General features: G+C 59.2%; 26 protein-coding genes. 14 read left to right on the top strand and 12 right to left on the bottom strand.

Annotated elements, in window-relative coordinates:
* Positions 1-85 precede the first annotated feature (85 nt).
* From AAEO81_RS13935 to AAEO81_RS13910, 6 genes are all read right to left on the bottom strand, one after another.
* Positions 86-982, bottom strand: a complete 897-nt coding sequence (locus AAEO81_RS13935; RefSeq protein WP_341964532.1) for a LysR family transcriptional regulator — start codon at positions 980-982, stop codon at positions 86-88.
* Positions 983-1,094: 112 nt separating this feature from the next.
* Positions 1,095-1,367: a LysR substrate-binding domain-containing protein gene (locus AAEO81_RS13930; protein ID WP_341964171.1), complete on the bottom strand. Its 273-nt coding sequence runs from the start codon at positions 1,365-1,367 to the stop codon at positions 1,095-1,097.
* 90 nt (positions 1,368-1,457) lie between these two features.
* Positions 1,458-2,138, bottom strand: a complete 681-nt coding sequence (locus AAEO81_RS13925; protein WP_341964170.1) for an HAD-IA family hydrolase — start codon at positions 2,136-2,138, stop codon at positions 1,458-1,460.
* Between the two features lie 5 nt (positions 2,139-2,143).
* Positions 2,144-2,533 carry a Rid family hydrolase gene (locus AAEO81_RS13920; protein ID WP_341964169.1) on the bottom strand — a complete coding sequence of 130 codons (390 nt, stop codon included), beginning with the start codon at positions 2,531-2,533 and terminating at the stop codon, positions 2,144-2,146.
* Positions 2,534-2,546: 13 nt separating this feature from the next.
* Positions 2,547-3,839 (bottom strand): dicarboxylate/amino acid:cation symporter, encoded by a 1,293-nt coding sequence (locus AAEO81_RS13915; protein ID WP_341964168.1) that lies wholly within the window; start codon positions 3,837-3,839, stop codon positions 2,547-2,549.
* Between the two features lie 58 nt (positions 3,840-3,897).
* Positions 3,898-5,022 (bottom strand): alanine racemase, encoded by a 1,125-nt coding sequence (locus AAEO81_RS13910; RefSeq protein WP_341964167.1) that lies wholly within the window; start codon positions 5,020-5,022, stop codon positions 3,898-3,900.
* A gap of 87 nt (positions 5,023-5,109) precedes the next feature.
* On the opposite strand from AAEO81_RS13910, the gene AAEO81_RS13905 reads away from it, so the two are divergent.
* Positions 5,110-6,012, top strand: coding sequence for a LysR family transcriptional regulator (locus tag AAEO81_RS13905; protein ID WP_341964166.1), 903 nt, complete (start codon positions 5,110-5,112; stop codon positions 6,010-6,012).
* Between the two features lie 9 nt (positions 6,013-6,021).
* Here AAEO81_RS13905 and AAEO81_RS13900 read toward each other — a convergent pair whose 3' ends face one another.
* On the bottom strand, positions 6,022-8,598 hold the full coding sequence (locus AAEO81_RS13900; RefSeq protein ID WP_341964165.1) for an EAL domain-containing protein: 2,577 nt from the start codon (positions 8,596-8,598) through the stop codon (positions 6,022-6,024).
* 139 nt (positions 8,599-8,737) lie between these two features.
* Entirely contained in the window at positions 8,738-9,142 is a 405-nt protein-coding gene (locus AAEO81_RS13895) for a hypothetical protein (protein ID WP_341964164.1), read from the bottom strand.
* A 420-nt stretch (positions 9,143-9,562) separates the two neighbouring features.
* On the opposite strand from AAEO81_RS13895, the gene AAEO81_RS13890 reads away from it, so the two are divergent.
* The 6 genes from AAEO81_RS13890 to arsH all read left to right on the top strand — a co-directional run bounded on the left by AAEO81_RS13890 (position 9,563) and on the right by arsH (position 14,149).
* Positions 9,563-10,324, top strand: coding sequence for an SDR family oxidoreductase (locus AAEO81_RS13890; protein WP_341964163.1), 762 nt, complete (start codon positions 9,563-9,565; stop codon positions 10,322-10,324).
* A 115-nt stretch (positions 10,325-10,439) separates the two neighbouring features.
* On the top strand, positions 10,440-11,255 hold the full coding sequence (locus AAEO81_RS13885) for an alpha/beta hydrolase (protein ID WP_341964162.1): 816 nt from the start codon (positions 10,440-10,442) through the stop codon (positions 11,253-11,255).
* Positions 11,245-12,426: a PAS domain-containing sensor histidine kinase gene (locus AAEO81_RS13880; protein ID WP_341964161.1), complete on the top strand. Its 1,182-nt coding sequence runs from the start codon at positions 11,245-11,247 to the stop codon at positions 12,424-12,426. Before AAEO81_RS13885 ends, AAEO81_RS13880 begins: the two co-directional genes overlap by 11 nt.
* A gap of 146 nt (positions 12,427-12,572) precedes the next feature.
* Positions 12,573-12,920, top strand: a complete 348-nt coding sequence (locus tag AAEO81_RS13875) for a metalloregulator ArsR/SmtB family transcription factor (RefSeq protein WP_341964160.1) — start codon at positions 12,573-12,575, stop codon at positions 12,918-12,920.
* Positions 12,921-12,964: 44 nt separating this feature from the next.
* Positions 12,965-13,435, top strand: coding sequence for an arsenate reductase ArsC (locus AAEO81_RS13870; protein ID WP_341964159.1), 471 nt, complete (start codon positions 12,965-12,967; stop codon positions 13,433-13,435).
* Between the two features lie 12 nt (positions 13,436-13,447).
* A complete protein-coding gene (gene arsH, locus AAEO81_RS13865; protein WP_341964158.1) occupies positions 13,448-14,149 on the top strand; it encodes an arsenical resistance protein ArsH in 702 nt (233 codons plus the stop codon).
* A 98-nt stretch (positions 14,150-14,247) separates the two neighbouring features.
* Here the strand turns inward: arsH and AAEO81_RS13860 are convergent, their stop codons facing one another.
* The gene (locus AAEO81_RS13860) at positions 14,248-15,135 is read right to left on the bottom strand and encodes a LysR substrate-binding domain-containing protein (RefSeq protein WP_341964157.1); all 888 of its coding nucleotides are present in this window, start codon (positions 15,133-15,135) and stop codon (positions 14,248-14,250) included.
* Between the two features lie 155 nt (positions 15,136-15,290).
* Here AAEO81_RS13860 and phnA point away from each other — a divergent pair, with 155 nt between their 5' ends.
* Together phnA and AAEO81_RS13850 are read left to right on the top strand one after the other, a co-directional pair.
* A complete protein-coding gene (gene phnA / locus AAEO81_RS13855; protein WP_341964156.1) occupies positions 15,291-16,514 on the top strand; it encodes a phosphonoacetate hydrolase in 1,224 nt (407 codons plus the stop codon).
* 97 nt (positions 16,515-16,611) lie between these two features.
* Positions 16,612-17,901 carry an MFS transporter gene (locus AAEO81_RS13850; protein WP_341964155.1) on the top strand — a complete coding sequence of 430 codons (1,290 nt, stop codon included), beginning with the start codon at positions 16,612-16,614 and terminating at the stop codon, positions 17,899-17,901.
* Here the strand turns inward: AAEO81_RS13850 and AAEO81_RS13845 are convergent.
* The gene (locus AAEO81_RS13845) at positions 17,898-18,797 is read right to left on the bottom strand and encodes a LysR substrate-binding domain-containing protein (protein WP_341964154.1); all 900 of its coding nucleotides are present in this window, start codon (positions 18,795-18,797) and stop codon (positions 17,898-17,900) included. The genes AAEO81_RS13850 and AAEO81_RS13845 overlap by 4 nt on opposite strands.
* 125 nt (positions 18,798-18,922) lie before the next feature.
* Between AAEO81_RS13845 and AAEO81_RS13840 the strand changes: the two genes are divergently transcribed.
* Positions 18,923-19,582 (top strand): glutathione S-transferase family protein, encoded by a 660-nt coding sequence (locus AAEO81_RS13840; protein WP_341964153.1) that lies wholly within the window; start codon positions 18,923-18,925, stop codon positions 19,580-19,582.
* A 260-nt stretch (positions 19,583-19,842) separates the two neighbouring features.
* Complete coding sequence (locus AAEO81_RS13835; RefSeq protein ID WP_341964152.1) at positions 19,843-20,532, top strand: SDR family NAD(P)-dependent oxidoreductase; 690 nt, start codon at positions 19,843-19,845, stop codon at positions 20,530-20,532.
* A gap of 54 nt (positions 20,533-20,586) precedes the next feature.
* Here AAEO81_RS13835 and AAEO81_RS13830 read toward each other — a convergent pair whose 3' ends face one another.
* Positions 20,587-21,084: a DUF302 domain-containing protein gene (locus AAEO81_RS13830; RefSeq protein WP_341964151.1), complete on the bottom strand. Its 498-nt coding sequence runs from the start codon at positions 21,082-21,084 to the stop codon at positions 20,587-20,589.
* 264 nt (positions 21,085-21,348) lie between these two features.
* Between AAEO81_RS13830 and AAEO81_RS13825 the strand changes: the two genes are divergently transcribed.
* Positions 21,349-21,729, top strand: a complete 381-nt coding sequence (locus tag AAEO81_RS13825) for a hypothetical protein (RefSeq protein WP_341964150.1) — start codon at positions 21,349-21,351, stop codon at positions 21,727-21,729.
* Between the two features lie 80 nt (positions 21,730-21,809).
* Here AAEO81_RS13825 and AAEO81_RS13820 read toward each other — a convergent pair whose 3' ends face one another.
* Positions 21,810-22,715 carry a LysR family transcriptional regulator gene (locus AAEO81_RS13820; RefSeq protein ID WP_341964149.1) on the bottom strand — a complete coding sequence of 302 codons (906 nt, stop codon included), beginning with the start codon at positions 22,713-22,715 and terminating at the stop codon, positions 21,810-21,812.
* Positions 22,716-22,810: 95 nt separating this feature from the next.
* Here AAEO81_RS13820 and AAEO81_RS13815 point away from each other — a divergent pair, with 95 nt between their 5' ends.
* Complete coding sequence (locus AAEO81_RS13815; protein ID WP_341964148.1) at positions 22,811-23,122, top strand: antibiotic biosynthesis monooxygenase family protein; 312 nt, start codon at positions 22,811-22,813, stop codon at positions 23,120-23,122.
* Complete coding sequence (locus AAEO81_RS13810) at positions 23,122-23,430, top strand: LysR family transcriptional regulator (RefSeq protein ID WP_341964147.1); 309 nt, start codon at positions 23,122-23,124, stop codon at positions 23,428-23,430. Before AAEO81_RS13815 ends, AAEO81_RS13810 begins: the two co-directional genes overlap by 1 nt.
* Positions 23,431-23,500: the final 70 nt, after the last annotated feature.

Genomic DNA, 23,500 nt, shown 5'->3' with positions numbered 1-23,500 from the left:
TAGTACAAGGCTTTTCCCGAACGAGATAAACAGCCCAACCGTCACAACAATTCGGACTATTCGGCTGTAATCCCCTTTCGTCGCGTCAGGGCTGCTCCACCGTCGCGATGTGCTGTTTGAAATAGTCGATAAACACCCGCAGCTTCGGCGTGGCGTTGCGGCTCGACGGCCACAGCATCCACAGCGAGCCTCGATGATCAGTGAATTCCGGCAGCACGCGTTCAAGCTTGCCGTCCCGCAATGCCTGAATCGTCGAGAAGTCTGCCAGACACGCAATGCCCAGCCCTTCCAACGCCATGTGGGTCAGCGCGTCAGTGGTTGTGCAGGCGATGACCCGACCTAGTTCAGGGTCGCTGTCGGCGTCCGGATCGCGCACCGGCCAGCGCTCAAGAGAACCGCTGGCAGGGAATTTATGCAGCAAGCACGCATGATTGCGCAGTTGATCCGGGTGGGTCGGTCGGCCCCGGCGGGCGAGATACTCCGGCGACGCCACCAGTTCGAGTTTGTATTCCCCCAGCTTGCGCGCCATGAGTCGTGAGTCTGATGGCTGTCCGGTGCGCACCACGGCATCGAAGCCTTCTTCGATCACGTCCACCATGCGGTCGGACAGGTCCACGTCCAGCTCGATTTGCGGGTACGCCTGCATGAAGCCGGTCAGCAGCGGAAAGATCAGCGTGTTCTGCAACGGCACACTGATGCGCAATTTGCCGCGCGGTTCGTCCGCCAACTGCGACAGCTCGATTTCCGCCTGCTCGGCCTCTTGAATGATGCGTTTGCAGCGCTCCAGAAACAGCTCGCCTTCGGCGGTCAGGGTGACGCTGCGGGTGCTGCGGTGAAACAGCCGCACACCCAGGCGCTCTTCCATGCGCGACACACTCTTGCCTACCGCCGAAGATGAAATCTCCATCAAACGGGCGGCTTCGGTAAAGCTCCGGGTTTCCGCGACCTGCACGAAGGCCATGATGCCGCTGAGGCTGTCCAGCATGGTGAGGGGTTCTCGTGTGAGTGAAGAGATGACATGGCGCCATGTTATGCCCATATCCGGATCGATGGAGCGTCCGCATTGCGGAAATCGATGCCATCGACCGTCAGCCTCAAGCCTTCGCCAGCACCTCGATCAGAAACTCGGTGAACATCCGCACCTTGCTGGACGGCACGCGGCCTTTCAGGAAGACCGCGTGGACGTCCACCGCGTCCAGGCGGTAATCCGGAAGAAGTCGGACGAGTGAGCCGTCCGCGAGAAAGGCGCGGCACATCCATTCCGACGCGATGATGATGCCTAATCCTGCGACCCCGCTGGCCAGGGTCGCTTCCAACGACGTCACCCGGATTCTGGAGCGGACGGGAACGGGAAAATGCCTGGCCATTGGCGGTTAACGACCAGCGCTTGCTCGCCGAACCACCTGGCTCTGCCACGCACGTCAGCTCCGAGCACGCACTGCCGCCCGGTAGCGTTCTTAATCCGCTCCTGCCAGGCTCGCAATATCTGACGCCAGCGTCTCCAGCGTCGGCCGCGTGATCAAAGGCGCGGGCGCCCCGTCGGGAGCCGTCAAACCGATCCGGTTGTGCCAGATGGTCGGCAGGCCGACCTTTTCCGTGCCAAACAGATCGTAGGCAGAACCCGCCACAAAGACCGCGTTGGCGGGGGCGACGCCTGCCACTTCCAGCGCAAGCCGATACGGCGCCGGGTCGGGTTTATAGAAGCCGGCCTGTTCCGACGTGATGATCACGTCAAACGGCACGCCCAGCAGGTCCGCTGCCATCCGGCCCAGCCTCTCCGAACAGTTCGTCACGATCCCCAGCTTGTAACGCTTCTGGAGCTGGGCCAACACCGCCTTGGCTTCTGGCCACGGCTGCAACTCACCCCAACGCGCCTCCAGACTCGACGCGGCCTGCGGCCCCAAACCGACCTCTATGGCAGCCTCTTCAACCAGCGTTTCATAAGGCCTGTAGCTGCCACAGCCGTAGGTCGCTTTCAAATAGGCCATACGCCACGTCCGCCCCCTCTCCGCAGAACCGGCCACGGTATTCCACAGGGTCCAGGAATCCAGCAAGGCGGTCAGCAAATCAAACAACACCAGTTCAACCGGCGCTGAGGGCTGGACAGGTTGTGGGCGTGGATCAAGGATCGTATTCATGGCAGCTATTCCTGTGCAGGGTTGATGAGTTCGGCGATGGCGGTGATTTCCACCAATGCACCGTAGTGAAGTTCACCGCACGGAATGATCGCCCGTGCGGGTTTGTGGTCGCCCAGCAACCGTGCGTAGTGCTGGTTTACGGTGGTCCAGTGCGCGACATCCGAGAGGAAGATGTGCACGTTTACCAGACTCGCCAAGGTGGCATTCGCCGCAACCAATACCGCTTCGACGTTTGCCATGGCTTGAAGGAATTGAGCGTCGATGCCTTCCGCAAACGTGCCCGACGCAGGATCGAAAGGCAGTTGCCCGGAAACGAATAACAGGTTTCCCGCAACGACCCCTTGCGAGTAGTGCCCGCCCGGCGCAGGCAGTTGCGATGACGCGACCGTTTTCATTGATGTTCTCCCTTCATGCATTGGAAAGAGGTTCGATGTGCGGACCCGCTGGCCGCCCCACAGGCGGTGCTGGCTCGGTTTCAGCGCCACGGTCACCCTCCCATTTCGCCACTGACGCCGTGGCGATGCTGTTGCCCAGCACATTGATCGCGGTACGGCCCATGTCGAAGAACGGATCGATGCCCAGGAGCAGCAACAAACCGGAGGCTGGCAAGCCCAACGAAGGCAACGAGGCTGCGACCACCACCAGAGAAGCACGGGGAACGCCAGCCATGCCTTTGCTGGTCAAGAGCATCACCAGCAGCACCCCGACCTGCTGGGTGAACGTCATGTCGATATGAAACGCCTGGGCGATGAAAATGACGGCAAAGGCTTGATAAAGCATCGCGCCGTCCAGATTGAACGAATACCCCAACGGCAGCACGAACCCGGACACCCGACGCGACACCCCGAAACGCTGCAATTGCTCGATGGTCTTGGGGAACGTCGCCTCACTGCTCGACGTCGAAAAGCCGATCAGCAGCGGATCACGAATCAGCCTCAAGAGGTGAAAAACCCGAGGTCCCAGAATCACCCGCCCTGCCCCGATCAACAGCAATGCCAGCAGAAACAGCGCGAAGTAATAGCCGCCCAACAGTTTTCCGTAGGTCGCCAACACGCCGAGCCCACGGGTCGTGACGATGGAACACAGCGCGGCCCCGACGCCCAGGGGTGCCAACCACATGATGTAACCCGTGAGCTTCAACATGATGTCGAAGACCGCATCCGTCAGTTCCAGGATCCTGACTTTCAACGGCCCGCCAACCGCCGCGGTGGCAATACCGAACAGCAATGCAAAGAGCACGATCTGCAAAATATCGTTGCTGGCCATCGCACTGATCACGCTCTGCGGAATGATGTTTGTGATGAAGGACTTGAGGTTGAAAGGCGCAACGTTGATGCCTGAACTCTCCGCAGCTACGGGCAGGTGACTCGCCATCTCGCCGCCCAGATCAAGCAGATTGCACGCCAGGATGCCGATCAGCAGGGAGATGAACGACGCGCACAGAAACCAGGCCAGCGCACGCAGCCCCATGCGGCCAATGGCGTGTGTGTCCTGCAAGTTGGCCACCCCCGACACCAGGCCACAAAAGACCAACGGCGCGATGATCATTTTGATCGCTCGCAAGAACAGGTCCGTCAGTATCGACAAGTACTGGGACACCACGACCTGTGCGGTGGACTCACTCAAAACGGGGTGCAGAAAACCGCCAATGGCGGCGCCCAGCAGCATCCCGATCACGATCCAGACTGAAAGGTTTTTCATAGGTTTAACGCCCTTACTGTTATGAGATTAATAGGCGGCAGTGAGAAGAAGGCGCTGTTCACCAACCCGCGATGCGGGGCCAGTAACCGAGGCGGCGTCCCTCGGTCAGGACGTGATAGCCAGCATGCTGCGCGGCGGTGGCGCACGCATGATTGGGCAGGATGCGCAGCTGTGTGCCCACCGGCAGAGCGGTGAAGTTGTCAAGATGCCCCGAGCGGGACGAAATGATGCCGTGCTCCTGATTCGCGGCCGTCACGATCAGGTCGCCCAACGGCTGGCCTGACACATCGCAGACGACGCCATAACCTTGATCCACAGGCTGTTTGGCCGTGCCACGGTCGCGAGACAGCGCCATCCAGCCTGCATCGATCAGGACCCAGCCTTTCTCCGGCTGAAGACCGATGACGGTCGCAAGCACCGAGACGGCAATATCCTGCACCCTGCAAACCCCCAGCCCGGCCATCACCAGATCGAAGAACGCAAACACCCCTGCGCGCACTTCGGTGACCCCGCTCAGACCCTGAGCGAACAGTGCCGTGGGCGTCGACCCCACACTGACCACGGAAAGCTCGAATCCGGCGTCGCGCAACCGCTGGGCCGCTTCCACCACCGCGTCGCGCTCTTGTCGGGCGAAGGCTTCGATCTCGGCAATTGATCGGCTGTCATAAGAATTGCCGGCGTGGGTCATCACGCCGCCCACCGTCACGCCGCTGCCTTCGAGCACGCGTGCAATCTCGACCAGCACAGGGGAGTTCGGAGGGATGCCTGAACGGTGCCCGTCGCAATCGATCTCCAACAGCACATTGAACCGCTGCACGCTTGAGCGGGCGTAATCCGCCAGGAGCCGCGCGCTTTCCAGATTGTCCAGCACCAGCTTCAGGTCTGCCCCTTGCGCCAGCAACCCTGCCGCGTGCTCAAATTTGTTGGGCGCGATACCGACGCCATACAAGATGTCGGTGAAGCCTGCGGCGAAGAACACATCCGCCTCACGCAACGTAGAGACGGTGATGGGCCCTTTGCCGTCAGCGAAGAAACGCTGGGTGACTTCAAGGCACTTATTGGTTTTGACGTGGGGTCGCAGGGTGACGTTGTGGGGCGCCAATGCGCTGCGCATGCGCAAGATGTTGGCGTCGAGTCGTTCACGGTCCAGTAACAGCAAGGGCGTTTCAGGTAGTTCAGCCATAGGTTCTCTCCGGTAATGGCGCTATTCTAAGCCGTCAAAACCGTCGTGAACGTTAATCTCATTAACTCTATGATTCAGTAATTCTTAATGACAGACGCCCTTGAAATTCGCTTTTTGTTGGTGATTCGTGAAAGTAAAAGCCTGTTGGAGGCCTCCCGAAAACTGGGCCTGACGCCTTCTGCCGTCAGTCAGCGCCTTCAGCAAATGGAGAAGAAACTCGACGTACGATTGGTGGACCGTTCCGCCCGTCAACTGCGCTTCACCGACGAAGGTGAACTCTTGTGCGTGCGGGGCGCCGAGCTGCTTGAGCAGTTCGATACTCTGTTGGAAGACTTGCACGAACGACGCCGGGGATTTGTCGGAAAACTGAAAATCAACGCCCCTTTCGGCTTTGGCAGAGCGTACGTGGCACCGTCGGTGGCCGCGTTCAAACAGTTGCACCCGGAAGTCGAGATCGCCTTGACCCTGTCGGATCAGCCTATGCTGGAAGCGGCCGATCGCTTCGACGTGGTCATCCATATCGGCCAGCTTGGCGTGTCCAACCTGGTCTGTCGCACGCTGGCCCCGAACCGTCGTTTCGTCTGCGCCTCCCCCGCTTTCCTCGCCAGTCACGGCCCTGTCGAAAGCCCCGAACACCTGACTCAACTGCCCTGCATCGCCCTGCGGGAAAACAACGAAGACGTCACGCTCTGGCACTTCACCCGAGGGCGAAACACCCAGAGCGTGCGCATCCAGCCGTCCCTGAGCAGCAACGACGGCCATGTGATCCGGCAATGGGGGTGTGAGGGGCTCGGTGTCATCCTGCGCTCGGAGTGGGACGTGGCCGACGCCTTGAAAGACGGGTCGCTTGTGCGCTTGCTGCCGGGATGGAAACTGCCCGATGCCGACATCGTGGCGCTGACCCATCAGCGAGAGGGACTGCCGGAGCGGACGCGCAACTTCATGCGTTTCCTTCAAGAATCGTTTCGGCCCAGTCCGCCCTGGCGGTGAGGGTGTCCTTCAGGTTTCGCCAGTGGTCTCGGTGACCCGGATCAAAGCGCTGAAACCCTCCATATCCAAGGGGCGGCTAAGGAAGTAGCCTTGGCCCTCATCGCAGAGTACGGACCGCAACAATTCGAGATGCTCTGGCGTTTCTATCCCCTCGGCTGTCACGGTCAGAGAAAGCGCGTGACCCAGCCCGACGATCGCTTCGATCACAGGCCGGTCGTCCTCGGTGGCGGTCAACCGAGACAGAAAACTGCGGTCGATCTTCAGCCCGTCGAAGGGGAAAGTGCGCAGGTAGCTCAGTGATGAATACCCGGTGCCGAAGTCATCCATGGCGATACGAATGCCCAGGCGTTTCAGCGTTCGCATGATCTCCAGCGCACCGGGCGCATCGTCCAACATGACGTTTTCGGTGATTTCAAGTTCGACCCGACCCGGCTCGATCCGCGACTGCTGCACTGCCCGTTGCACACGCTCAACCAGACTGCCGCGCTTGAACTCGGAGGGAGACAGATTGACCGACACGAACAGCTGATCAGGCCAGCTTGAAGCGTACTGAAAAGCGGTCTCCATGACCCAGTTGCTCAATGCCAGGATCAAGCCGGTTTCTTCAGCGATCGGAATGAACGTGTCAGGGGGGATCAAGCCACGCTCCGGATGCTGCCAGCGCACCAACGCCTCAGCGCCCACCATTTTTCCATCGGCAATGCGAAAGCGCGGCTGGAAATGCAAGCGCAGCTCGCCATGCTTGATCGCGAAACGCAGGTCACTCTCCAGGCGGCGGCGCTCGACAATCTTCGAGTTCATGTCGCCGGCATAAAATCGCCAGGTGTTGCGCCCACCCGACTTGGCCTCGTACAGCGCGATATCGGCGTAGCGAAGTAACTCGGTGGCTTCGGTGGCGTCCGTGGGGGCCATCGCGATACCGATACTCGCGCCGACGAACACTTCCTGTTCGCCGATCCGAATCGGACTTTCAATCGATTCAATCAGCCGCTGACACAGCATTTCTACTTCGTCTTGACCTTTGAGGTCCGTCAATATCAGTACGAATTCGTCGCCACCGATACGCGCAACCAGATCCCCATGGCGAACGCGGTTCGCCAGACGGCTGGAGATTTCGTTCAATACCGCATCGCCCGCAGCGTGGCCCAGCAGATCATTCACTGACTTGAATCGATCGAGGTCCAGACTGAGCATGACCAGCGGTCGCTCGGCGCTGGGCTGCGTCTTGAGCTTGCCATCGAGGAACTCTCTGAGCCGGGTTCTGTTTGGCAGTCCCGTGAGTGAGTCGTGTTGAGACAGAAATTCGATGCGCCGACGGGACTCGACTTCTTCCGTGACATCCGTCGCAGTGCCGCGAAATCCCTGGTCGGCCATCGCCCGGGCCGACAAGCGGGTAATGCGTTCCTGCCCTTGGGTGTCCACGTATCGGCACTGAACGCTGATGTCCGGCCGTCGATTAGGGATGCTCAGCCACTGACTCACTGTGCCCAGTTCCGTGCACAGCAGTTGATCCATGGGTGCGCCGAGCCACTCGGGCCGGGTCAGACCGGTCACACTTTCGAATCGCTCAGACAAGTACGTAAAGCGGCCCGCATGGTCGATCTCCCAGATCCAATCGGAACTGGCTTCGACGACGTCCCGAAAGCGTGCCTCGCTGATCGCCAGCGCCGACTGGCTGCTTTGCAAAGACTGGTAACTGGCATCCAGCGCTCGGGCGCTCGCCGTTGTGCGACGCAATATCGCCCACGCCATCAGGCACACCAGCAACGCGGCAATACCGATCAAGGGCAAGCCCAGGCCAAGCAGGCGTTCGCCCGGTTTCGGCGGATTCCAGTGCAAGCTCCCCGCGACCCCGTTTTCACCCAGCACGAAGACCGACGGCCCGTTAAGTTCGGCGGCCGTGGCGATGCGCAACTCATCCACGCCGTAATCCTTGCCCAGTGTGCCCAGCCTGTCGTCTCCGAGGATGTCGACGAAGATCAATACCGACGGCGGCCCGTCATCCGGTGTCACGGTCGGGTCTGTGCCGGGGGTGATCGCCGCAGCCCCCACCAGCGCGGGTCGACCGTCGATGCTGGCGAACAGGGTCGTAGGGGTTTCGGCTTCAGCGCCCGCCCGTGCTTGAGTCAAGAGGTCGGGAAGCCCGTGCTTCAGCCAAGTGGAAGCGTCGACCGACGACAGCTGCCCATCGACGACGGAATACGCCGTGTGGTCAGCGGCGTCGACGACGAATATGCCCCGGAATCCAAAGTCGGCATAAAGCGTGGGCCCGACGTTTTGTCGCACGTACGCCCAATCGGTATCGATCCTCGTGTGCAGATGCTTATAGGCATCGCCCCAGAACGCATAATCCTTGACCGTGGCGGCTATGGATTTTTCGAGGGCTCGCACGGCTTTCTGGGTATAAAACGCGCTTTCGGTTTCCTCGTTGCGATCCAGGTCATGGGCCAGATACAGCACCAGATAACCGGCAAGGAGAAACACCCCCGTCAGCAGGCCGACGAATTTGAGCACAGAGGCCCGAATGATGCTCACACTCGAGCGGCGCGGCACTGGGCTGGCGATGGCGGTGGAAGGTTCAGGCATAAAGGATCATCGCTAGGCACTGACGTAAGGTTGTCATCAGGCTATCGGCCGCTTCTTGCCGATTATTAGAGGCCAGGATGGACAGCCGCAAAATGTGCCAGTGCAGGAATGCTTGAACGAGAGGTGAATCGATCCTCGCCTACGGCGCAGCAAATTGCTCGTAGTCCAGCGAAATCCCGTCACTGGCCGGGTAGCTGACGTACACCACGATATCGTCGCTGATGGCCACGATTGCGTACGGCCATTTTCCGTTAGCCTTCCTCATTTCCTGATACAGCGGAAGGAAATAGTCTTTGGTCTGCCCCGTCGGATCGTACGGCACCTCCCCGGTGAACACCGGGTAGTGATCGCCGTTGCACAGCTGCACCCGTTCCAGCTTGATGTCATGTTTCTCTAACACCGCGCGGGCCGGGTGCTGCCAGGTCCCGAGGTCCACATCGTGACAGTCCGTCGCCTTGCTGCTGAACAGTTCGGTGTCTTTCAGGGCCGGGAGCGCAACAGCGAGAGAAGGCAGAATCAATAAAAAGAGGGGGAAAAAACGCATCGCGTGGGACGCTCTTGATCGATGGGATGAGCAGTGTAGAGGTTTCCGTGCGCAGGCGACTATTGAAGACGCGTGGATGAGGTATGGTGCGGATTGCCGAACCGCTCAACCAGCCCGGGAGCCAACGCCCTTTGCGGCCACACGGATTGTGGGCCCGGTAACGTCATTGCCCTTTACCGAATGAGCGAAGGCGCTGCATCCGAGATGGACGCGAGTGGGGAGGCCGTTGAACGCCTTGTGGTTGGGGCGTTCAGACCTCCAGCTGCTGTACGTAATCAAATATCAAGTCCGCGACCTGAAACCCGAATGACACGAAGAACTACGGGGCGGGAACGACCAGCCAACAGGAAGGCATCTCTACCTCCGGCAACGCATAATGCTGCGATGGAGACTCTCTAGCCACCCATTCGAGATCTCACTATGAAATCCAGTCCGCCACTCGATAACGCACTGCGCGTCGCCTTGGTCACAGGCTCTACCTCCGGTATCGGCGCAGCCATCGCACGTGCGCTGAGCCGGGCAGGCTATGCGGTGATCCTCCATTCGCGAAACTCTGCGGACACGGGGCGCGCGATGGCTGCCGACATGAAACAGGCTATCTACATACAAGCTGATCTTGCTATCGAAGCGGACAGGGTCAGGCTTGTCAGCGACGCGATCGCCGCGTGGGGTCAGCTCGACGTATTGGTCAATAACGCTGGCATCAGCAGGGTTATTCCGCACACCGACCTTTCCGCGGCTACCTCAGCGGTGTGGCACGAACTCAACGAAATCAATGTGGTGGCGCCGTTCCATCTGGTCGCATTGGCCGAATCGGCCCTACGCGATGCTGCCCGTGAACGCCGAGCAGGTTGCGTCGTAAACATCAGTTCCCATGCGGGTGTCCGTCCCAAGGGCGCATCCATTCCCTACGCGGTGAGCAAAGCGGCGCTCAATCACATGACCCGCCTGCTCGCGGTGTCACTCGGGCCGGACATTCGCGTCAATGCTGTGGCGCCCGGCCTAGTAGACACGCCCATGACCGCAGAGTGGACAGATGCCCAGGCATTGTGGCGAGATCGCGCCCCAATGCGCAGGGCAGCGAGCCCGGATGACATTGCAAACGCGGTTTTAATGTTGGTGGATTCGGACTATTTGACCGGTGAGGTGCTGCTGTCAGACGGCGGATTGAATCTGACGTAGGTTGAGCGCTCTTTTCAGGTGATTTCAAAGGCAGCACAGGCTTGCTCCTGTTTGTCTGGACAAGCACTATTGCCACACCGGGGCCAATGTGACCCTGGCTAACCGGAACGTCGCAATGAGCCTTCGCCAACGCAATCACGTCAGAGTCGAGGGGAATGGCCCTGCGACGCTGATTCTTTCCCACGGTTTCGGCTGCGACCAGACCATGTGGAGCTACCTGTATCGCCACTTCACAGACCGGTTCCGCGTGGTGATGTATGACCTTGTCGGCGCAGGCCAGTCTGATCTGGACGCATATGACGCTGGCAAATACGGCTCACTGGCCGGGTATGCTCAGGACCTGAGTGAAATTATCGATGAATACGCCATCGGACCGGTCATTCTGGTGAGTCATTCGGTGAGCGCCATGATCAGCGCCTTGGCAGATCGCTTGGTCCCAGGGCGTATTGCGGCGCACGTCATGGTCGGCCCCTCTCCTTGTTACATCGATTCGGGCGATTATGTCGGCGGGTTCAAGCTGGAAGACATTCACTCGCTGCTGGACACTCTCGACAGCAACTACCTCGGCTGGTCCAGCACCATGGCGCCCGTGATCATGGGCTCGCCGGGGCAGCCTGCTCTCAGCGAAGAGCTTACCAATAGCTTCTGCCGTACCGAGCCTGAAATCGCCAAGCAGTTCGCCCGCGTCACGTTCATGTCGGATAACCGCGCCGACATTGCCGGCCTCACCACCCCGACATTGATCCTGCAATCGACCGAAGACCTCATCGCGCCGGTTGCCGTGGGTGAGTATTTGCACAATGTGCTGCCGGGCAGCACCCTCTGTATCGTGCCTAACGTAGGGCACTGCCCACACATGAGTGCGCCTAGTGCCTGCTCTGAGGCCATGGACGCGTTTCTGGCGCCATGGGCAGGCGCACATGTCCGCTGAACTCCCTGAACCGCCGGACTTCGAGGCCCTGTTTGAAGGCGCGCCCTGTGGCTTGATCGTCACCACTGAAGACGGAACGATCCTGCGTACGAACAGAATCGTCTGCGAGTGGATCGGCGTTGAACACGCCGAGCTTCAAGGTCGCCGCTTCCAGGCGCTGCTCACCATGGGTGGGCGTATCTTCCACCAGACCCACTGGGCACCGCTGATGCAGATGCAGGGTTCCGTGGCGGAAGTGAAATTGGACCTGCTTCACCGTGATGGACACACCGTCACCATGCTGCTCAACGGCGTGCGGCGTGATCACGTCAACGGGGCGTTTTACGAGCTGGCCCTATTCGGCACGACCGATCGCGACCGGTACGAGCGTGAACTGCTCAGCGCCCGCAAGCACGCCGAAGAACTGCTTAAAGAAAAGACAGCCGCCGAATCGGCGCTGCGACAGGCAAAAATAGACCTGAGCATTGCCTACGAAAAGTCTCAGCGCAGAGCCTTGTTTGCAGAACAGATGGTCGCAATTGCCAGCCACGACCTGAAAAACCCGCTGACGGCCATTCGCATGGCCACCGACATGCTCGTCCGCGGCGAACGTACGGCCAAAGAGACCAAACTGCTGGAACACATCGGCAAATCCTCCGACCGAGCCCAGCGCATGATCGCGGACCTGCTGGACCTCGCGCTGGTGAGGGTGGGCAACGGGATCGGTATCACGCGGTCTGCGGTCGAGCTGCACAAAGTGGTCAGTCAGAGCCTGAACGAACTTCACCTGGCGTTTCCTGAGGCGCAACTTCTGCATCAGAGCTCTGGTGACGCAAGCGCCGAGCTGGACGCTGACCGTATCCAACAACTGGTCGGCAATCTGGTGGCCAACAGTGTCGCGTATGGCGATCCTCATCAGGCGATTACGGTAGCGTCGACCGTGGAGAACGGGGTCGCTACCGTGGCGGTGCATAACTGGGGGACTGTCATTCACGAGGTGGCAATTGCCAGCCTGTTCGAACCGATGACCCGCCACAGTGACCGAGATGACGATGTCAGGAGCGTGGGCCTGGGCCTTTTTATTGTCAGGGAAATCGCCAAGGCTCACGGCGGCGACGTGACAGTGCGCTCGGACACTGTCGGTGGCACGACATTTACCGCTACCTTCGCCGCAGCGCTCAACGAAGCATAGTGTCTACCTCCACGCTGCATTGACCCCAAACGCGAGCGCAGCACAGGCCGTCATTGAACGCCAACTGCCGCGCCCGCGCATTCAGCGCTTGCCTAATATATATGGGTATCCGTATATTCGTGCATCCATATGTAGAAGGCACAGCCATGCTCACCCCTCCCGAAGTCTTCAAGAGCCTTGCGGACGAAACGCGCGCTCGCGCCACGTTGCTGATCGCCAGCCAAGGCGAGTTGTGTGTGTGCGAGCTGATGTGTGCACTGGATGACAGCCAACCGAAGATCAGTCGCCACCTCGCACAGCTGCGCAGCAACGGTCTGTTGCTGGATCGTCGTCAAGGCCAGTGGGTTTACTACCGCCTCAACCCTGATCTGCCAACGTGGGTGAACGAGATTCTGGACGTGACGTCCCTGGCCAACGCCCAGTGGCTCCAGATCAATGCAGAACGCTTGCGGCAGATGGATGGGCGCCCGGTTCGCGCGTCCGCCTGCTGCTGACACACCGACCATCGACGTCCGCCTCAGTGCGGCAGGAGCTTTTCATGAGAGTGTTGTTCATGTGCACGGCCAACAGCTGCCGCAGCATCTTGTCCGAGGCGATGTTCAACCACCTGGCTCCCGCTGGTTTTGAAGCCGTGAGTTCCGGAAGCTTTCCCAAGGGCCAGGTGCTGCCTCGCAGCCTGAGCACCCTGCAGCAGTCTGGCATCTCTACCGAGGGGCTGAGCAGCAAGGGCAACGACGCGTTCGAGCATTGTCCCCCGGATATCGTCATTACGGTCTGCGACAAGGCCGCTGGCGAATCCTGTCCGGTCTATTTCGGCCCCGCACTGAAGGCGCATTGGGGGTTGGAGGATCCCTCCGATGCCATCGGTGACGAGGAAACAGTGAATGCGGCCTTTCTCGCCACCCTCGGACGTATCGAACGACGCTGCCGAGCCTTCTTCGAGCTTCCATTCAGGTCCCTTGATTCGGAAGCCCTCAAGCGCGAGCTGAATCGCATCGCCACCCTGTAAGCAGGAGGACACATGTCCGAAGAACTTCACAACCTCGATCTCAGTCTGTTCGACATCAAGGCACCCGCAACACCTTCAAGCACTCACAAGCCACGCATCCTCCTGCTCTATGGATCGACGCGGGAGCGCTCATTCAGCCGCTTGCTGGTCGAGGAAGCCGCGCGCCTGCTGGAGCACTTCGGGGCCGAGACGCGCATCTTCGATCCGTCTGGCCTGCCACTGCCGGACGACGCGCCGGTTGAACACCCCAAGGTGCAAGCCTTGCGCGACCTTGTGCAGTGGTCGGAAGGCCAGGTGTGGTGTTCACCCGAGCGTCATGGCGCCATGTCGGCCGTGTTCAAGGCGCAGATCGACTGGATTCCTCTGACGCTCGGCGCCGTTCGCCCGACGCAGGGCAAGACCCTCGCGGTCATGCAGGTTTGCGGTGGCTCACAGTCGTTCAACGTGGTGAATCAACTGCGTGTGCTTGGCCGGTGGATGCGGATGTTTACCATCCCCAACCAGTCTTCGGTGCCCAAGGCCTACCTGGAATTTGACGAGGCCGACCGAATGAAAGCGTCTGCGTACTACGACCGGATCGTGGATGTGATGGAGGAACTGGTGAAATTCACCGTGTTGCTTCGCGACCGCAAAGACTTCCTGGTGGACCGATACTCAGAGCGTAGAGAGTCAGCCGAACAGCTCTCTGCACGCGTCAACCAGCGGGCCATTTGAGAAGGTCTTGTGAGTGTCCGCCTTGATCACAGGCACCGCACGCCCCCCCTGACGGGCTGATCCCCTGCTGGGCGTCTGCGCAATCGGTATCAGCCGGATCAGGGCTCAGGGCAAACTGACTGCAACCATTCCAGAAACGCCCGCAGATGCGCAGGTTTATCGGCATCGAGCGGCACCATCGCATGGTATTTCGAGCCCGGGACGCAGAGGGAAGGAAATGGCTGCGCGAGGCGACCGTTCGCGCACTCGATGGCCAATGTCGGAAAGGGCCCGATACCAAATCCCAAGCCGTCCATCACCGCTTGTAACGTGACGAAATAGTGATCGAAGCGAAGCATCCTGTTGGCCCTGAGCGCTGAATGATGGGTCGCGCGCGTCCACGCTTCCCAGTCACCAGGCCGAGTCTCGGTGGTCAGCCACGTCTCTTCGGCCAATTGCTCGACGTCGATGATCCCTCTGCGTGCGAGGAGTGACGGGCTGGCAATGATCGTGTTGGTTTCGCTGAACAACGGTAGCACCTGGTACTGGCCCGCGTTCAAGGGTTCCCTCCGTATGGCGACGTCGAAACTTCCGCTCAGCATCGGCTGCGTGGACAGCACGGTCGAAACCCTCACGTCGATGCCAGGGCATCGCTCGGCGAACGCGTTTAAGTGCGGGATGAGCCAGCGCATGGCGAATGTCGCGGGCGCACTGACGCGAATAACCTTCAGCTGTTGGCTCTTGCCGTAGCGTTCGGCCGCATCCGAGATGTGATCGAACGCAGCGCTGATCTCTCTCGCAAGCGCACGCGCATGGGAAGAGGCGACCATGCTCTGCCCCTCCCGCACAAAAAGTGGCTGGCCAAGCCAATCCTCCAGGACAGCGATCTGTCGGCTGACCGCCCCGTGGGTCAAATTGAGTTCTTTGGAAGCCGCGGTGTAGCTGCCCGCTCGAGCGGCGACCTCAAAGATTTTAAGCGCATGCAGAGGCGGCAGTTTCTGTCTCATGTGTGAGTCTCGCGCACAGGGTTCGATACTTTAATTCGATTGTGTGAGGAGGGCACGCATTTTACGGTGACTTCACGCATCTCTGAAACCTGAAGTGCGTTAAGGCGCAACGGTTATCCAGGCGCCCATTTAAAAAACCCACTATAGGCCTGACCATGACACAGACCATCACTGTCAATTCGCGAGATTATCGTCTGCCCACTACCCCAACTATCGTCATTTGCGTTGACGGGTGCGAGCAGGAATACATCAACCAAGCCATACAGTCCGGCCATGCTCCCTTTCTTGCCGAGTTGGCGAATTTCGGAACCGTATTGACGGGCGACTGCGTGATTCCGTCTTTCACGAATCCCAATAACTTGTCCATCGTGACGGGAGCACCGCCTTCGGTTCACGGGATCTGCGGCAATTTCTTCTTTGATCTGGACACTCAAGAAGAAGTGCTCATGAACGATGCCAAATACTTGCGTGCACCTACTGTACTGGCTGAGATGGCGAAGGCCGGTCAGCGAGTGGCAGTCGTGACGGCAAAAGACAAGTTACGCAGTCTTCTCGGACATCGCTTGGAAGGCATTTGTTTTTCGGCTGAAAAAGCCGACCAGGTCAACCTTGAGGAGCACGGCATCGAAGGCATTGTGGAGCGGGTTGGCATGCCGGTGCCTTCGGTCTATAGCGCACAACTTTCAGAGTTCGTATTTGCGGCGGGCCTCGCCCTCTTGACCAAAGAACGGCCGGACTTCATGTACCTTTCCACCACTGACTACGTGCAGCATAAGCACGCACCTGGAACACCCGAAGCGAATCAGTTCTACGCCATGATGGACAGTTATTTCAAACGCTATCACGACGAAGGTGCTGTCGTTGCCATCACTGCCGATCATGGGATGAATGCAAAGACCAACGCCATTGGGCGACCCAATATTTTGTATTTGCAAGACCTGCTCGATGCACATTTTGGATCTGAAGAAGCGCGAGTACTCCTGCCCATCACTGACCCTTATGTCGTCCACCACGGCGCGCTGGGATCGTTCGCCACCGTGTATGTCAGAAATGCCGACCGCCATGAAGCGTTGTCAGCGTTTCTGTCTTCCATCGCCGGGGTTGAGCAAGTGCTGACACGTGCCCAAGCCTGCGAACGATTTGAACTGCCTGGGGACCGGATTGGCGATCTGGTGGTCGTGGGAGAGCGCCTGACTGTGCTGGGGACCGCCGCCGACAAACACGATTTGACGGGATTGACTGTACCGCTTCGTTCCCACGGCGGCGTATCCGAGCAGAAAGTACCGTTGATCTTCAATCGCCGCCTGACGGGACTTGTCAAGAAAGGACGTCTGCGCAACTTCGACATCATCGACCTCGCCTTGAACCACCTTGCGTAACAACAAAACAATGAGGGGCGCCGTCCGGATTGCAGGCCGCCCCTTCGCCTAAAAAAAGGTTAGCGCCGCGAATACGGCGCGCCGCCCGGAGACAGGCATGACAATAAAAACCGTTGATACCCTGGACTATTCCGCTTCAAACCGCCGCGCAACTTACGACCGCTATAAATGGCGCGCCTTGATCGGCGTGACGTTCTGTTATTTGTTTTATTACACCGGGCGCCAGACATTGGGCTTCGCCGTGCCTGGCTTGCAGCATGATTATGGGTTGTCGAAGTACGAGATTGGCTGGATCAGTGCAACGATGTTGTGGTGCTACGCCAGCGGGCAATTTATCAACGGTAATCTGGGGGACAAACTGGGCGGGAAACGCATGATGATCGCCGGCGTTATTTTGTCGCTTGCGGCGAACTGGTTATTCAGTTTTGGTCACTCTTTCTGGTTTTTCATGCTGGCTTGGGGAGCCAATGGTTACTTTCAATCCATGGGCTTTGCGCCAGGCAGTCGATTGTTGTCCAACTGGTGGGGACATCAGCATCGCGGTTTTGTCTATGGCATCTATGTCGGCTTCTCAGGCTTCTCCTCTGTCCTCGCTTTTATATTGCCCATCATTATTTTGGGCGCGATGAACCTGGATTGGATCTGGATATTCAGACTGGCGCCGCTCACGATGTTAGTGGGCGCGCTGGTGCTGTGGCTGTTCGTCTCCGAACGTCCCGAAGATACGGTGTCAGAACAGGCCGAAGGCAGTCTTTCGAGCAACTTGTCCGTGGCACCGGAGGAAGCATTAAGCAGCGCCGACCGCTACGTCATGGTGTTGCGAAACTGGAAGCTCTACATCACGGGGTTGGCAATCGGCTTTCAGAATGCGGCGCGCTATGCATTGGTGGTCTGGGTGCCTGTCCACTTTCTGGGGCTTGACTGGAAAACGTCTTCAGCCGTCATCGACCCCAAATGGATAACGGTGGCGTTACCCATCGGCATGGCCCTGGGCGCGCTGTCCAATAGTTGGATTTCCGATACCGTGTTCAATGGGCGCCGCTATCTGGCAATCGTCTCCTACATGGTGCTCGCTTCAATAACCGCCATCGTCATGATGTTCATCCCCCATGGCAGCCTGTTGGCCATTGCGTTGTTGTTCGCGTGCGGTTTCTTCGTCTTTGGCCCTGCCTCTTCGTTCTGGGCGCTTTGTCCTGATATTTTCGGCCGAAGCGCCGCTGGAACGGCTACCGGGGTACTCAACACCGCATCCTATGTATTCGCTGGCATTGGTGAGCCGATCATCGGGCATCTGATCGATGCCAGTGGCGACACATCGATCATCTTTCCCATCGTGGCCGGGTTGTGCTCCGCGAGTGCGGTGTTGTCGCTTCTGATCAAACGCTAAACCGGTTCGCCCTCCGCCAAGGACGCGATGAGGTGGGTGACCAGTGCGCGCACCTTGGCAGAGGGTTTCGGGCCGGAAGGAAAGACGGCAAACGCCTTCAATGGCTCGATGTCGTAGTCCGGCAACAGCTGCACGAGGCGGCCTTCGCGCAGCGCTTCTGCGGCCATGATCGTGGTGACATTGGCGATGCCAAGGCCCGCCAGTGCAGCCGCCAGAATACCGGGCGCCGCATCGACCTTGAGTCTCCCGCGCAACATCACCACCTGCTCGATGCCCGCTTTGCACACCTTCAATGTGCTCTTCTCTGGAAAGCTTTGTTCGTGGAGAAGTGCGTCATGAAACGGCAGATCTTCAGGCGTTTGGGGCACCCCTCTGCTGGCCAGGTAGGAAGGCGATGCCACCAAAACCCGCGCCACGGAAGCCAGTTGGCGGGCGCCAAACGTGGAATCCTCAAGCGTGCCCATGCGGATTGCCACGTCGACACCCGCGGCCACCAGGTTCTGCCGCTCGTCCCGCATCGTGATTTCGACGCGCAGATCGGGGTAGCGCGCCAGGAACGCCGGCAACGCGGGGATGATCGCACGGCTGCCGTACACAATAGGCACTGCGACTCGGAGGGTGCCTCGGAGGGAGTCGATTCCACGCGCTGCATCTTCGGCGTCTTCCAGGTCAGCCGCCGCCTGACGCGCCCTCTCCAGAAACGCTACGCCCGCGTCAGTGAGTGCGACGTTACGGGTCGTGCGCAACAGTAATTTCACACCCAGCCGAGTCTCCAGGCCTGTAACGATACGGGAGGTGGACGGCTGCGACAGGCCAAGCTCCTGAGCGGCGCGGGAGAAACTTCCGGACTCGGCTATCCGCGTGAACACCTTGATCTCCAGCCAACGGTCAGTCATTCGTATTCCAAATAAGTGTTCTGCCAAACGACAGTATAATTTTGCGGGAAGAAAAGGTTTACCGTGGTCTCGTCAATCCCTAGCGAGCTTTTGAACATCCACCTTTCAATAAGCGAGAAGAAACCATGTCCATCAAAATCTACGGCGATCCTGGCTCCGGTAGCCTTCGCCGCGTGACCACCGCAGCCGCGATCATGAACCTCGACATCGAGCGTATTAATATCGACTTGTTCAAGGGGGAGAGTCATACCCCTGAATTTCTGAAGCTCAATCCGCACGGGCTCACGCCTGTCCTTCAGGACGGGGATACCGTCATCTGGGAAGCGTCGGCCATCAACCTCTACCTGGCCGAGAAAACAAACGCCAAACTGCTCGGAGAAACGCCGGCGGACAGGCTCCAGGTGCTGCAATGGATGTTCTGGGCAGGGGAACAGTGGCGGGTATTCTCCACGCTTCTGTTCAACGAGTGGGCAGGCGCGACGTTCATGGACAAACCAAAAACCGACGCCATCGTCGAATTGGCGATGACGAATATCCGTAATGCCGCACGTGTCCTGGACGCTCACCTCGCGACCCGGAATTTCATCGTCGGCGATGCCCTGACCCTGGCGGACATCGACATCGCAGCGCCCTTCTCGCAGTACACACGTACCGGCGCACCGTTCGAAGCATTTCCAAATATGCTGCGCTGGCAACAACGTCTGCTCGAAACCGTACCGGCCTGGGCTGCAACCCGTGACGAGGTAGAAGCCAGAATGGCGGGTGTGCTCAGTCCCGATACCTGAGGGTCGCACGGGTAAGCCCTGGCAAACCGCGACATCAGTGAGCATTCAAGACACCCGGCTTCCTCTAGGATACTGGCCAAGCCTCGGCAAGCCTGTTGCCCGAATACAGCGATATTCCCGTCGCGATCGTGGCGGGATTGATGACAGGCCGTCATGACTGCGATGACCGTTGAGGCATCGTTGCTCAAGAACGCGGCTGCTACTTTCTCCCCCTCGTTTGCGCCCGTCCTCCTGACGGGGCGCTACCCAAGGAGAACATGATGAGCACTCAACCTGCTGCCTTGATCGTCGGGGCTTCACGCGGACTTGGCCTGGCCCTCGCAGAAGAATATCTGTCTCGGGGCTGGCACGTCGTCGCGACCACCCGTCGTCCATCTGAAGGCCTCAGCGACCTCGAAAAACGCTTCGGCGCTTGCCTCGAAATCGAACAGGTCGATATCGTGGATCTCGACGCCGTTCAGGCGCTGCATCGTCGTCAACAAGGTCGAACCCTGGACGTGTTGTTCGTCAACGCGGGTATCTGCAAAGCCAGTGCGCTGACGCCCCTGCAGGTGCCAGAAAAAGATTATCTGGACATGCTGTTGACCAACGCATTGAGCCCCATGCGCGTCATCGAGATCTTCCATGACCGCGTCAAACCCAACGGCGTCCTCGCGGTGATGTCCTCTGAATTGGGCAGCATCACGCAAAGTACCGGCTTCTGGGAGCTCTACAGCTCCAGCAAGGCAGCACTGAACATGCTGATGAAGAGCTTCCATGCGCGTCACCCACACGACAGCCGCGCACTTCTTCTGGTTGCCCCAGGCTGGGTTCGTACGGACATGGGCACCCAGAGCGCATCGTTAGAGGTGTCGGAGAGCATCCCTCTGGTCGTGGACGTCGTCGCCCGAAACACGGGGAAACCCGGCCTTCGCTTCACCGACCGCCACGGGACCGAGCTGCCCTGGTAAGTGAACGCCACTCGCCGACTGCGGTTTCAGGAGCCGCCGGCGCTCAGGACCACCTTACTGGCCGGCCACTTTATCAGCGAGCGCCGCAAGCTTGCGGTCCAGCACGGCAGCGGCCTCGTGAAGCGGCGGGTTGGCGTCCACCACTATCAGCGACGACGGCTTCACATAGAGCAGACTGCTGGTATTGCCAGGCTCTTCGAGCAGCAACATCTCGACCGGAGCAAACAGTCCTGCTTGCGAGTCGTGTTTGAGCATCGTGATCGCGATCAACGGATTACCCAGAATCACCCTGACCGCTCGGCGGGAAAGCCCTGCCTTGCGCGTCCAGGCGCCGTGGTCGACAAGACCGAACAGCATGAAACCACTCGGCCCTTCGAGCTGTTGCAGATGATCGCGAAAAGCCTCCCACGTCTCGTGGCGTGCGGTTATTTCTTCCATATTCACCGGAATGTGGCCGATGTCTTCAAGAAGCGAATGGAGCACAGACTCGACCGCTCTAGAGGACGTCAATCGTACGCGTGTACCCTGAAACGGCTGTTCGGTGATGTGCATGGAACGCTCCCGAAAATGAATGTGGTACTGGTAGAGATTACAGTCCTCATATAGAGTTCAATCCGTAGGGCGCAGGGATTCTGTCTTGTCTGCGACGTAGCGGGCGACGAGGAATAAACAGCGCATCGCTATCCTTTCCGCGCTTTACCCCATCCGGCCCAGCCGCTAATGTGGCGCCACCGCAGTCAAAGCTTCGCCAAACGATCCCAAGGACGGCTTCAGCAAGTATCTCAGCGTCCTGAATGCTGCCCGCCCTCTCCGATCATGGTTGCCTCCTGGGCAAGCTCGCTCTGCATCCGCCTTTTACCTATCTCAATGGAATCGAATCAGGCTGAAGAACAAATCATCCAGCAGGTCGCCGAGAAACAGAGCCAACACGCCGAACGCATCACCCAGGAAGGAGACACGACGCTTCGCGAGAAACTGCTCTACCTCGACCTGCACATCATCCGTCCGGCCCTCCCCGATACACCGGACAACCGACGCCTGCTCCGCCCTGCGATGCTTGAGGCCCTGCTGGAGTTCAAACCGGCCGACCGAAGCGAATTTCAACAGCGGCTGCCGGGCTACCTTCGAGAAGGCACCGACCCTGTCGAGGGGCGGTTTATCGACGATGTACTCACGCTTATCGGGGACTATGCATAGCGGCCCACCGATATTCTGATCGCGGCTCACCGAATGAGCGGGCTGACCGGGATTCTCCGGCCCTTGCACTTGAACCGCGCTCAGCCCACCCGCAAATGCTCTGACAAATGGTTGAGCACCAGCCGGGTTCGCGCCGACATCTTTTGCCCCAGAGGGATCAACGCGTGGATAGGCATTCCCGGCGTGTCGCAGCCCGGGAGCAGGTGCACCAGCCGCCCTTCCCGGACGTAGGGGGCGGCCATCCGGTCGAGGACTTGCCCCACCCCAAGCCCCTGGACCATCGCGTCAATCATCACTTGCGTGTCAGACATGATGATGGCGGGCTCGGGTTTGATGTCTTTCACCTGATCGCCATCCAGAACGGTCCACGGCCTGAGTCGGCCGTTCCGGCCTTTGAAAATGATTGCCGAGTGATGGGTGAGTTGTTCAACCGAATCGAGTGGGCCCTTGCGCGTCAGATATGCCGGAGCGGCGTAAATCCCGAAATGCGTGTCGCAAAGCTTGCGCACGGTCATCTCACTGTCAGCGGGCAATTCACCAATGCGGACCACGATGTCCCAGCCGTCGGCAACCGGGTCGGACACTTGGTCGGTGATCGCCAGCTCCAGAGTCAGCCCCGGATAACGCTCCCCCAGCGCAACAAAAGACGGTAGCAACAATCGCCCGAAACTGGCCGGAAGATTGAGCCTCACGCGGCCTACCGGTTCAGTCCTTCGAATAGCCAACGCATGCTCGACTTCCTGAAAACTGTCCAGCGCGATCAACGCGCCCCTCAGGTACGTCTCTCCATCATCCGTCAGGCGTATCGCCCGCGTGGTGCGTTGAAACAGCTGCGTGCCCAGGCGGTTTTCCAGCCGTTGCACGGCTTTGCCCACATTCGATTTGTCCGTGCCGAGCGCTTCGGCGGCCCGGGTAAAACTGCCGGCCTGAGCCACTGCCGTGAACGTCACGATGTCGGCGAGTGAAAGATCACTGCGCTTGCTCATTGTCGCCTCCGTCGCCACGGAGAAACTCGTTTGGCGTCGTTTATCGCCCTATACGCCATCTTTATCATTCAGAAACTACCTATAAGGAACAAAGCATGTTGACGCAGGCGATCAATACCATCCACATACGCTCGCTGCCCGAGCGAAGCGATGAGTTGGGCAAGGCCCTGCTGTTGGCAGGCGAGAACGTCAAACGGCTGCCAGGCTGCGTGCTGTATCAAGTCGCCCGAAGCCACTTCAATCCGCACTTATGGATCATCACCGGGCACTGGAAATCGGTGTACGAAATGCGGGCCTCGTTCCATCACCCTGCCGGTGAATACTTCATCTCGCTGATCAAACTCGAGAGCGTGTTTTCCATGGAGTTCAACAGTTATGTGATCGAATCCTTCGGACGTGCCGTCTGATGGCGATCGACGAGACGCGTTTCCGGAATGTCGACCTGAATCTCATGCTCACCTTTTCAGTGCTCTACCGGGAGCGCAGCGTCACCCATACCGCGATGCGGCTAGAAGTTGGCCAGCCGGCGGTCAGTAACTCCCTGGCAAAACTGAGGTTGCATTTCAACGACCCACTGTTCATTCGCGCGGGCCGCAAGATGCGCCCCACCTCGGGCGCTGACGCGATTGCCGCCGTCCTCCTGCCCGCGATGCACAGCATCGAATCCCTGCTCTCCCCTTCGTGCCTGACAAGACGCTCACGAACACCTGACTGACGGGGCGTGATTGTGCGAAAGCCAGACGCCCTGTACCAACAATCCTTTCTTGTATGAGATACAAAGAAAC

The sequence above is a fragment of the Pseudomonas sp. RC10 genome (assembly GCF_038397775.1).
In the GTDB taxonomy this organism is placed as follows: domain Bacteria; phylum Pseudomonadota; class Gammaproteobacteria; order Pseudomonadales; family Pseudomonadaceae; genus Aquipseudomonas; species Aquipseudomonas bambusae.
Note: the sequence above shows the minus strand (reverse complement) of the source record. Positions and strands in the feature narration are given on the sequence as shown.

Coding starts and splice junctions, on each gene's coding strand:
- AAEO81_RS13930 (WP_341964171.1), bottom strand. CDS start 1,367: ATGGCCAGGCATTTTCCCGTTCCCGTCCGCTCCAGAATCCGGGTGACG.
- AAEO81_RS13925 (WP_341964170.1), bottom strand. CDS start 2,138: ATGAATACGATCCTTGATCCACGCCCACAACCTGTCCAGCCCTCAGCG.
- AAEO81_RS13920 (WP_341964169.1), bottom strand. CDS start 2,533: ATGAAAACGGTCGCGTCATCGCAACTGCCTGCGCCGGGCGGGCACTAC.
- AAEO81_RS13915 (WP_341964168.1), bottom strand. CDS start 3,839: ATGAAAAACCTTTCAGTCTGGATCGTGATCGGGATGCTGCTGGGCGCC.
- AAEO81_RS13910 (WP_341964167.1), bottom strand. CDS start 5,022: ATGGCTGAACTACCTGAAACGCCCTTGCTGTTACTGGACCGTGAACGA.
- AAEO81_RS13905 (WP_341964166.1), top strand. CDS start 5,110: ATGACAGACGCCCTTGAAATTCGCTTTTTGTTGGTGATTCGTGAAAGT.
- AAEO81_RS13900 (WP_341964165.1), bottom strand. CDS start 8,598: ATGCCTGAACCTTCCACCGCCATCGCCAGCCCAGTGCCGCGCCGCTCG.
- AAEO81_RS13895 (WP_341964164.1), bottom strand. CDS start 9,142: ATGCGTTTTTTCCCCCTCTTTTTATTGATTCTGCCTTCTCTCGCTGTT.
- AAEO81_RS13890 (WP_341964163.1), top strand. CDS start 9,563: ATGAAATCCAGTCCGCCACTCGATAACGCACTGCGCGTCGCCTTGGTC.
- AAEO81_RS13885 (WP_341964162.1), top strand. CDS start 10,440: ATGAGCCTTCGCCAACGCAATCACGTCAGAGTCGAGGGGAATGGCCCT.
- AAEO81_RS13880 (WP_341964161.1), top strand. CDS start 11,245: ATGTCCGCTGAACTCCCTGAACCGCCGGACTTCGAGGCCCTGTTTGAA.
- AAEO81_RS13875 (WP_341964160.1), top strand. CDS start 12,573: ATGCTCACCCCTCCCGAAGTCTTCAAGAGCCTTGCGGACGAAACGCGC.
- AAEO81_RS13870 (WP_341964159.1), top strand. CDS start 12,965: ATGAGAGTGTTGTTCATGTGCACGGCCAACAGCTGCCGCAGCATCTTG.
- arsH (WP_341964158.1), top strand. CDS start 13,448: ATGTCCGAAGAACTTCACAACCTCGATCTCAGTCTGTTCGACATCAAG.
- AAEO81_RS13860 (WP_341964157.1), bottom strand. CDS start 15,135: ATGAGACAGAAACTGCCGCCTCTGCATGCGCTTAAAATCTTTGAGGTC.
- phnA (WP_341964156.1), top strand. CDS start 15,291: ATGACACAGACCATCACTGTCAATTCGCGAGATTATCGTCTGCCCACT.
- AAEO81_RS13850 (WP_341964155.1), top strand. CDS start 16,612: ATGACAATAAAAACCGTTGATACCCTGGACTATTCCGCTTCAAACCGC.
- AAEO81_RS13845 (WP_341964154.1), bottom strand. CDS start 18,797: ATGACTGACCGTTGGCTGGAGATCAAGGTGTTCACGCGGATAGCCGAG.
- AAEO81_RS13840 (WP_341964153.1), top strand. CDS start 18,923: ATGTCCATCAAAATCTACGGCGATCCTGGCTCCGGTAGCCTTCGCCGC.
- AAEO81_RS13835 (WP_341964152.1), top strand. CDS start 19,843: ATGAGCACTCAACCTGCTGCCTTGATCGTCGGGGCTTCACGCGGACTT.
- AAEO81_RS13830 (WP_341964151.1), bottom strand. CDS start 21,084: ATGCACATCACCGAACAGCCGTTTCAGGGTACACGCGTACGATTGACG.
- AAEO81_RS13825 (WP_341964150.1), top strand. CDS start 21,349: ATGGTTGCCTCCTGGGCAAGCTCGCTCTGCATCCGCCTTTTACCTATC.
- AAEO81_RS13820 (WP_341964149.1), bottom strand. CDS start 22,715: ATGAGCAAGCGCAGTGATCTTTCACTCGCCGACATCGTGACGTTCACG.
- AAEO81_RS13815 (WP_341964148.1), top strand. CDS start 22,811: ATGTTGACGCAGGCGATCAATACCATCCACATACGCTCGCTGCCCGAG.
- AAEO81_RS13810 (WP_341964147.1), top strand. CDS start 23,122: ATGGCGATCGACGAGACGCGTTTCCGGAATGTCGACCTGAATCTCATG.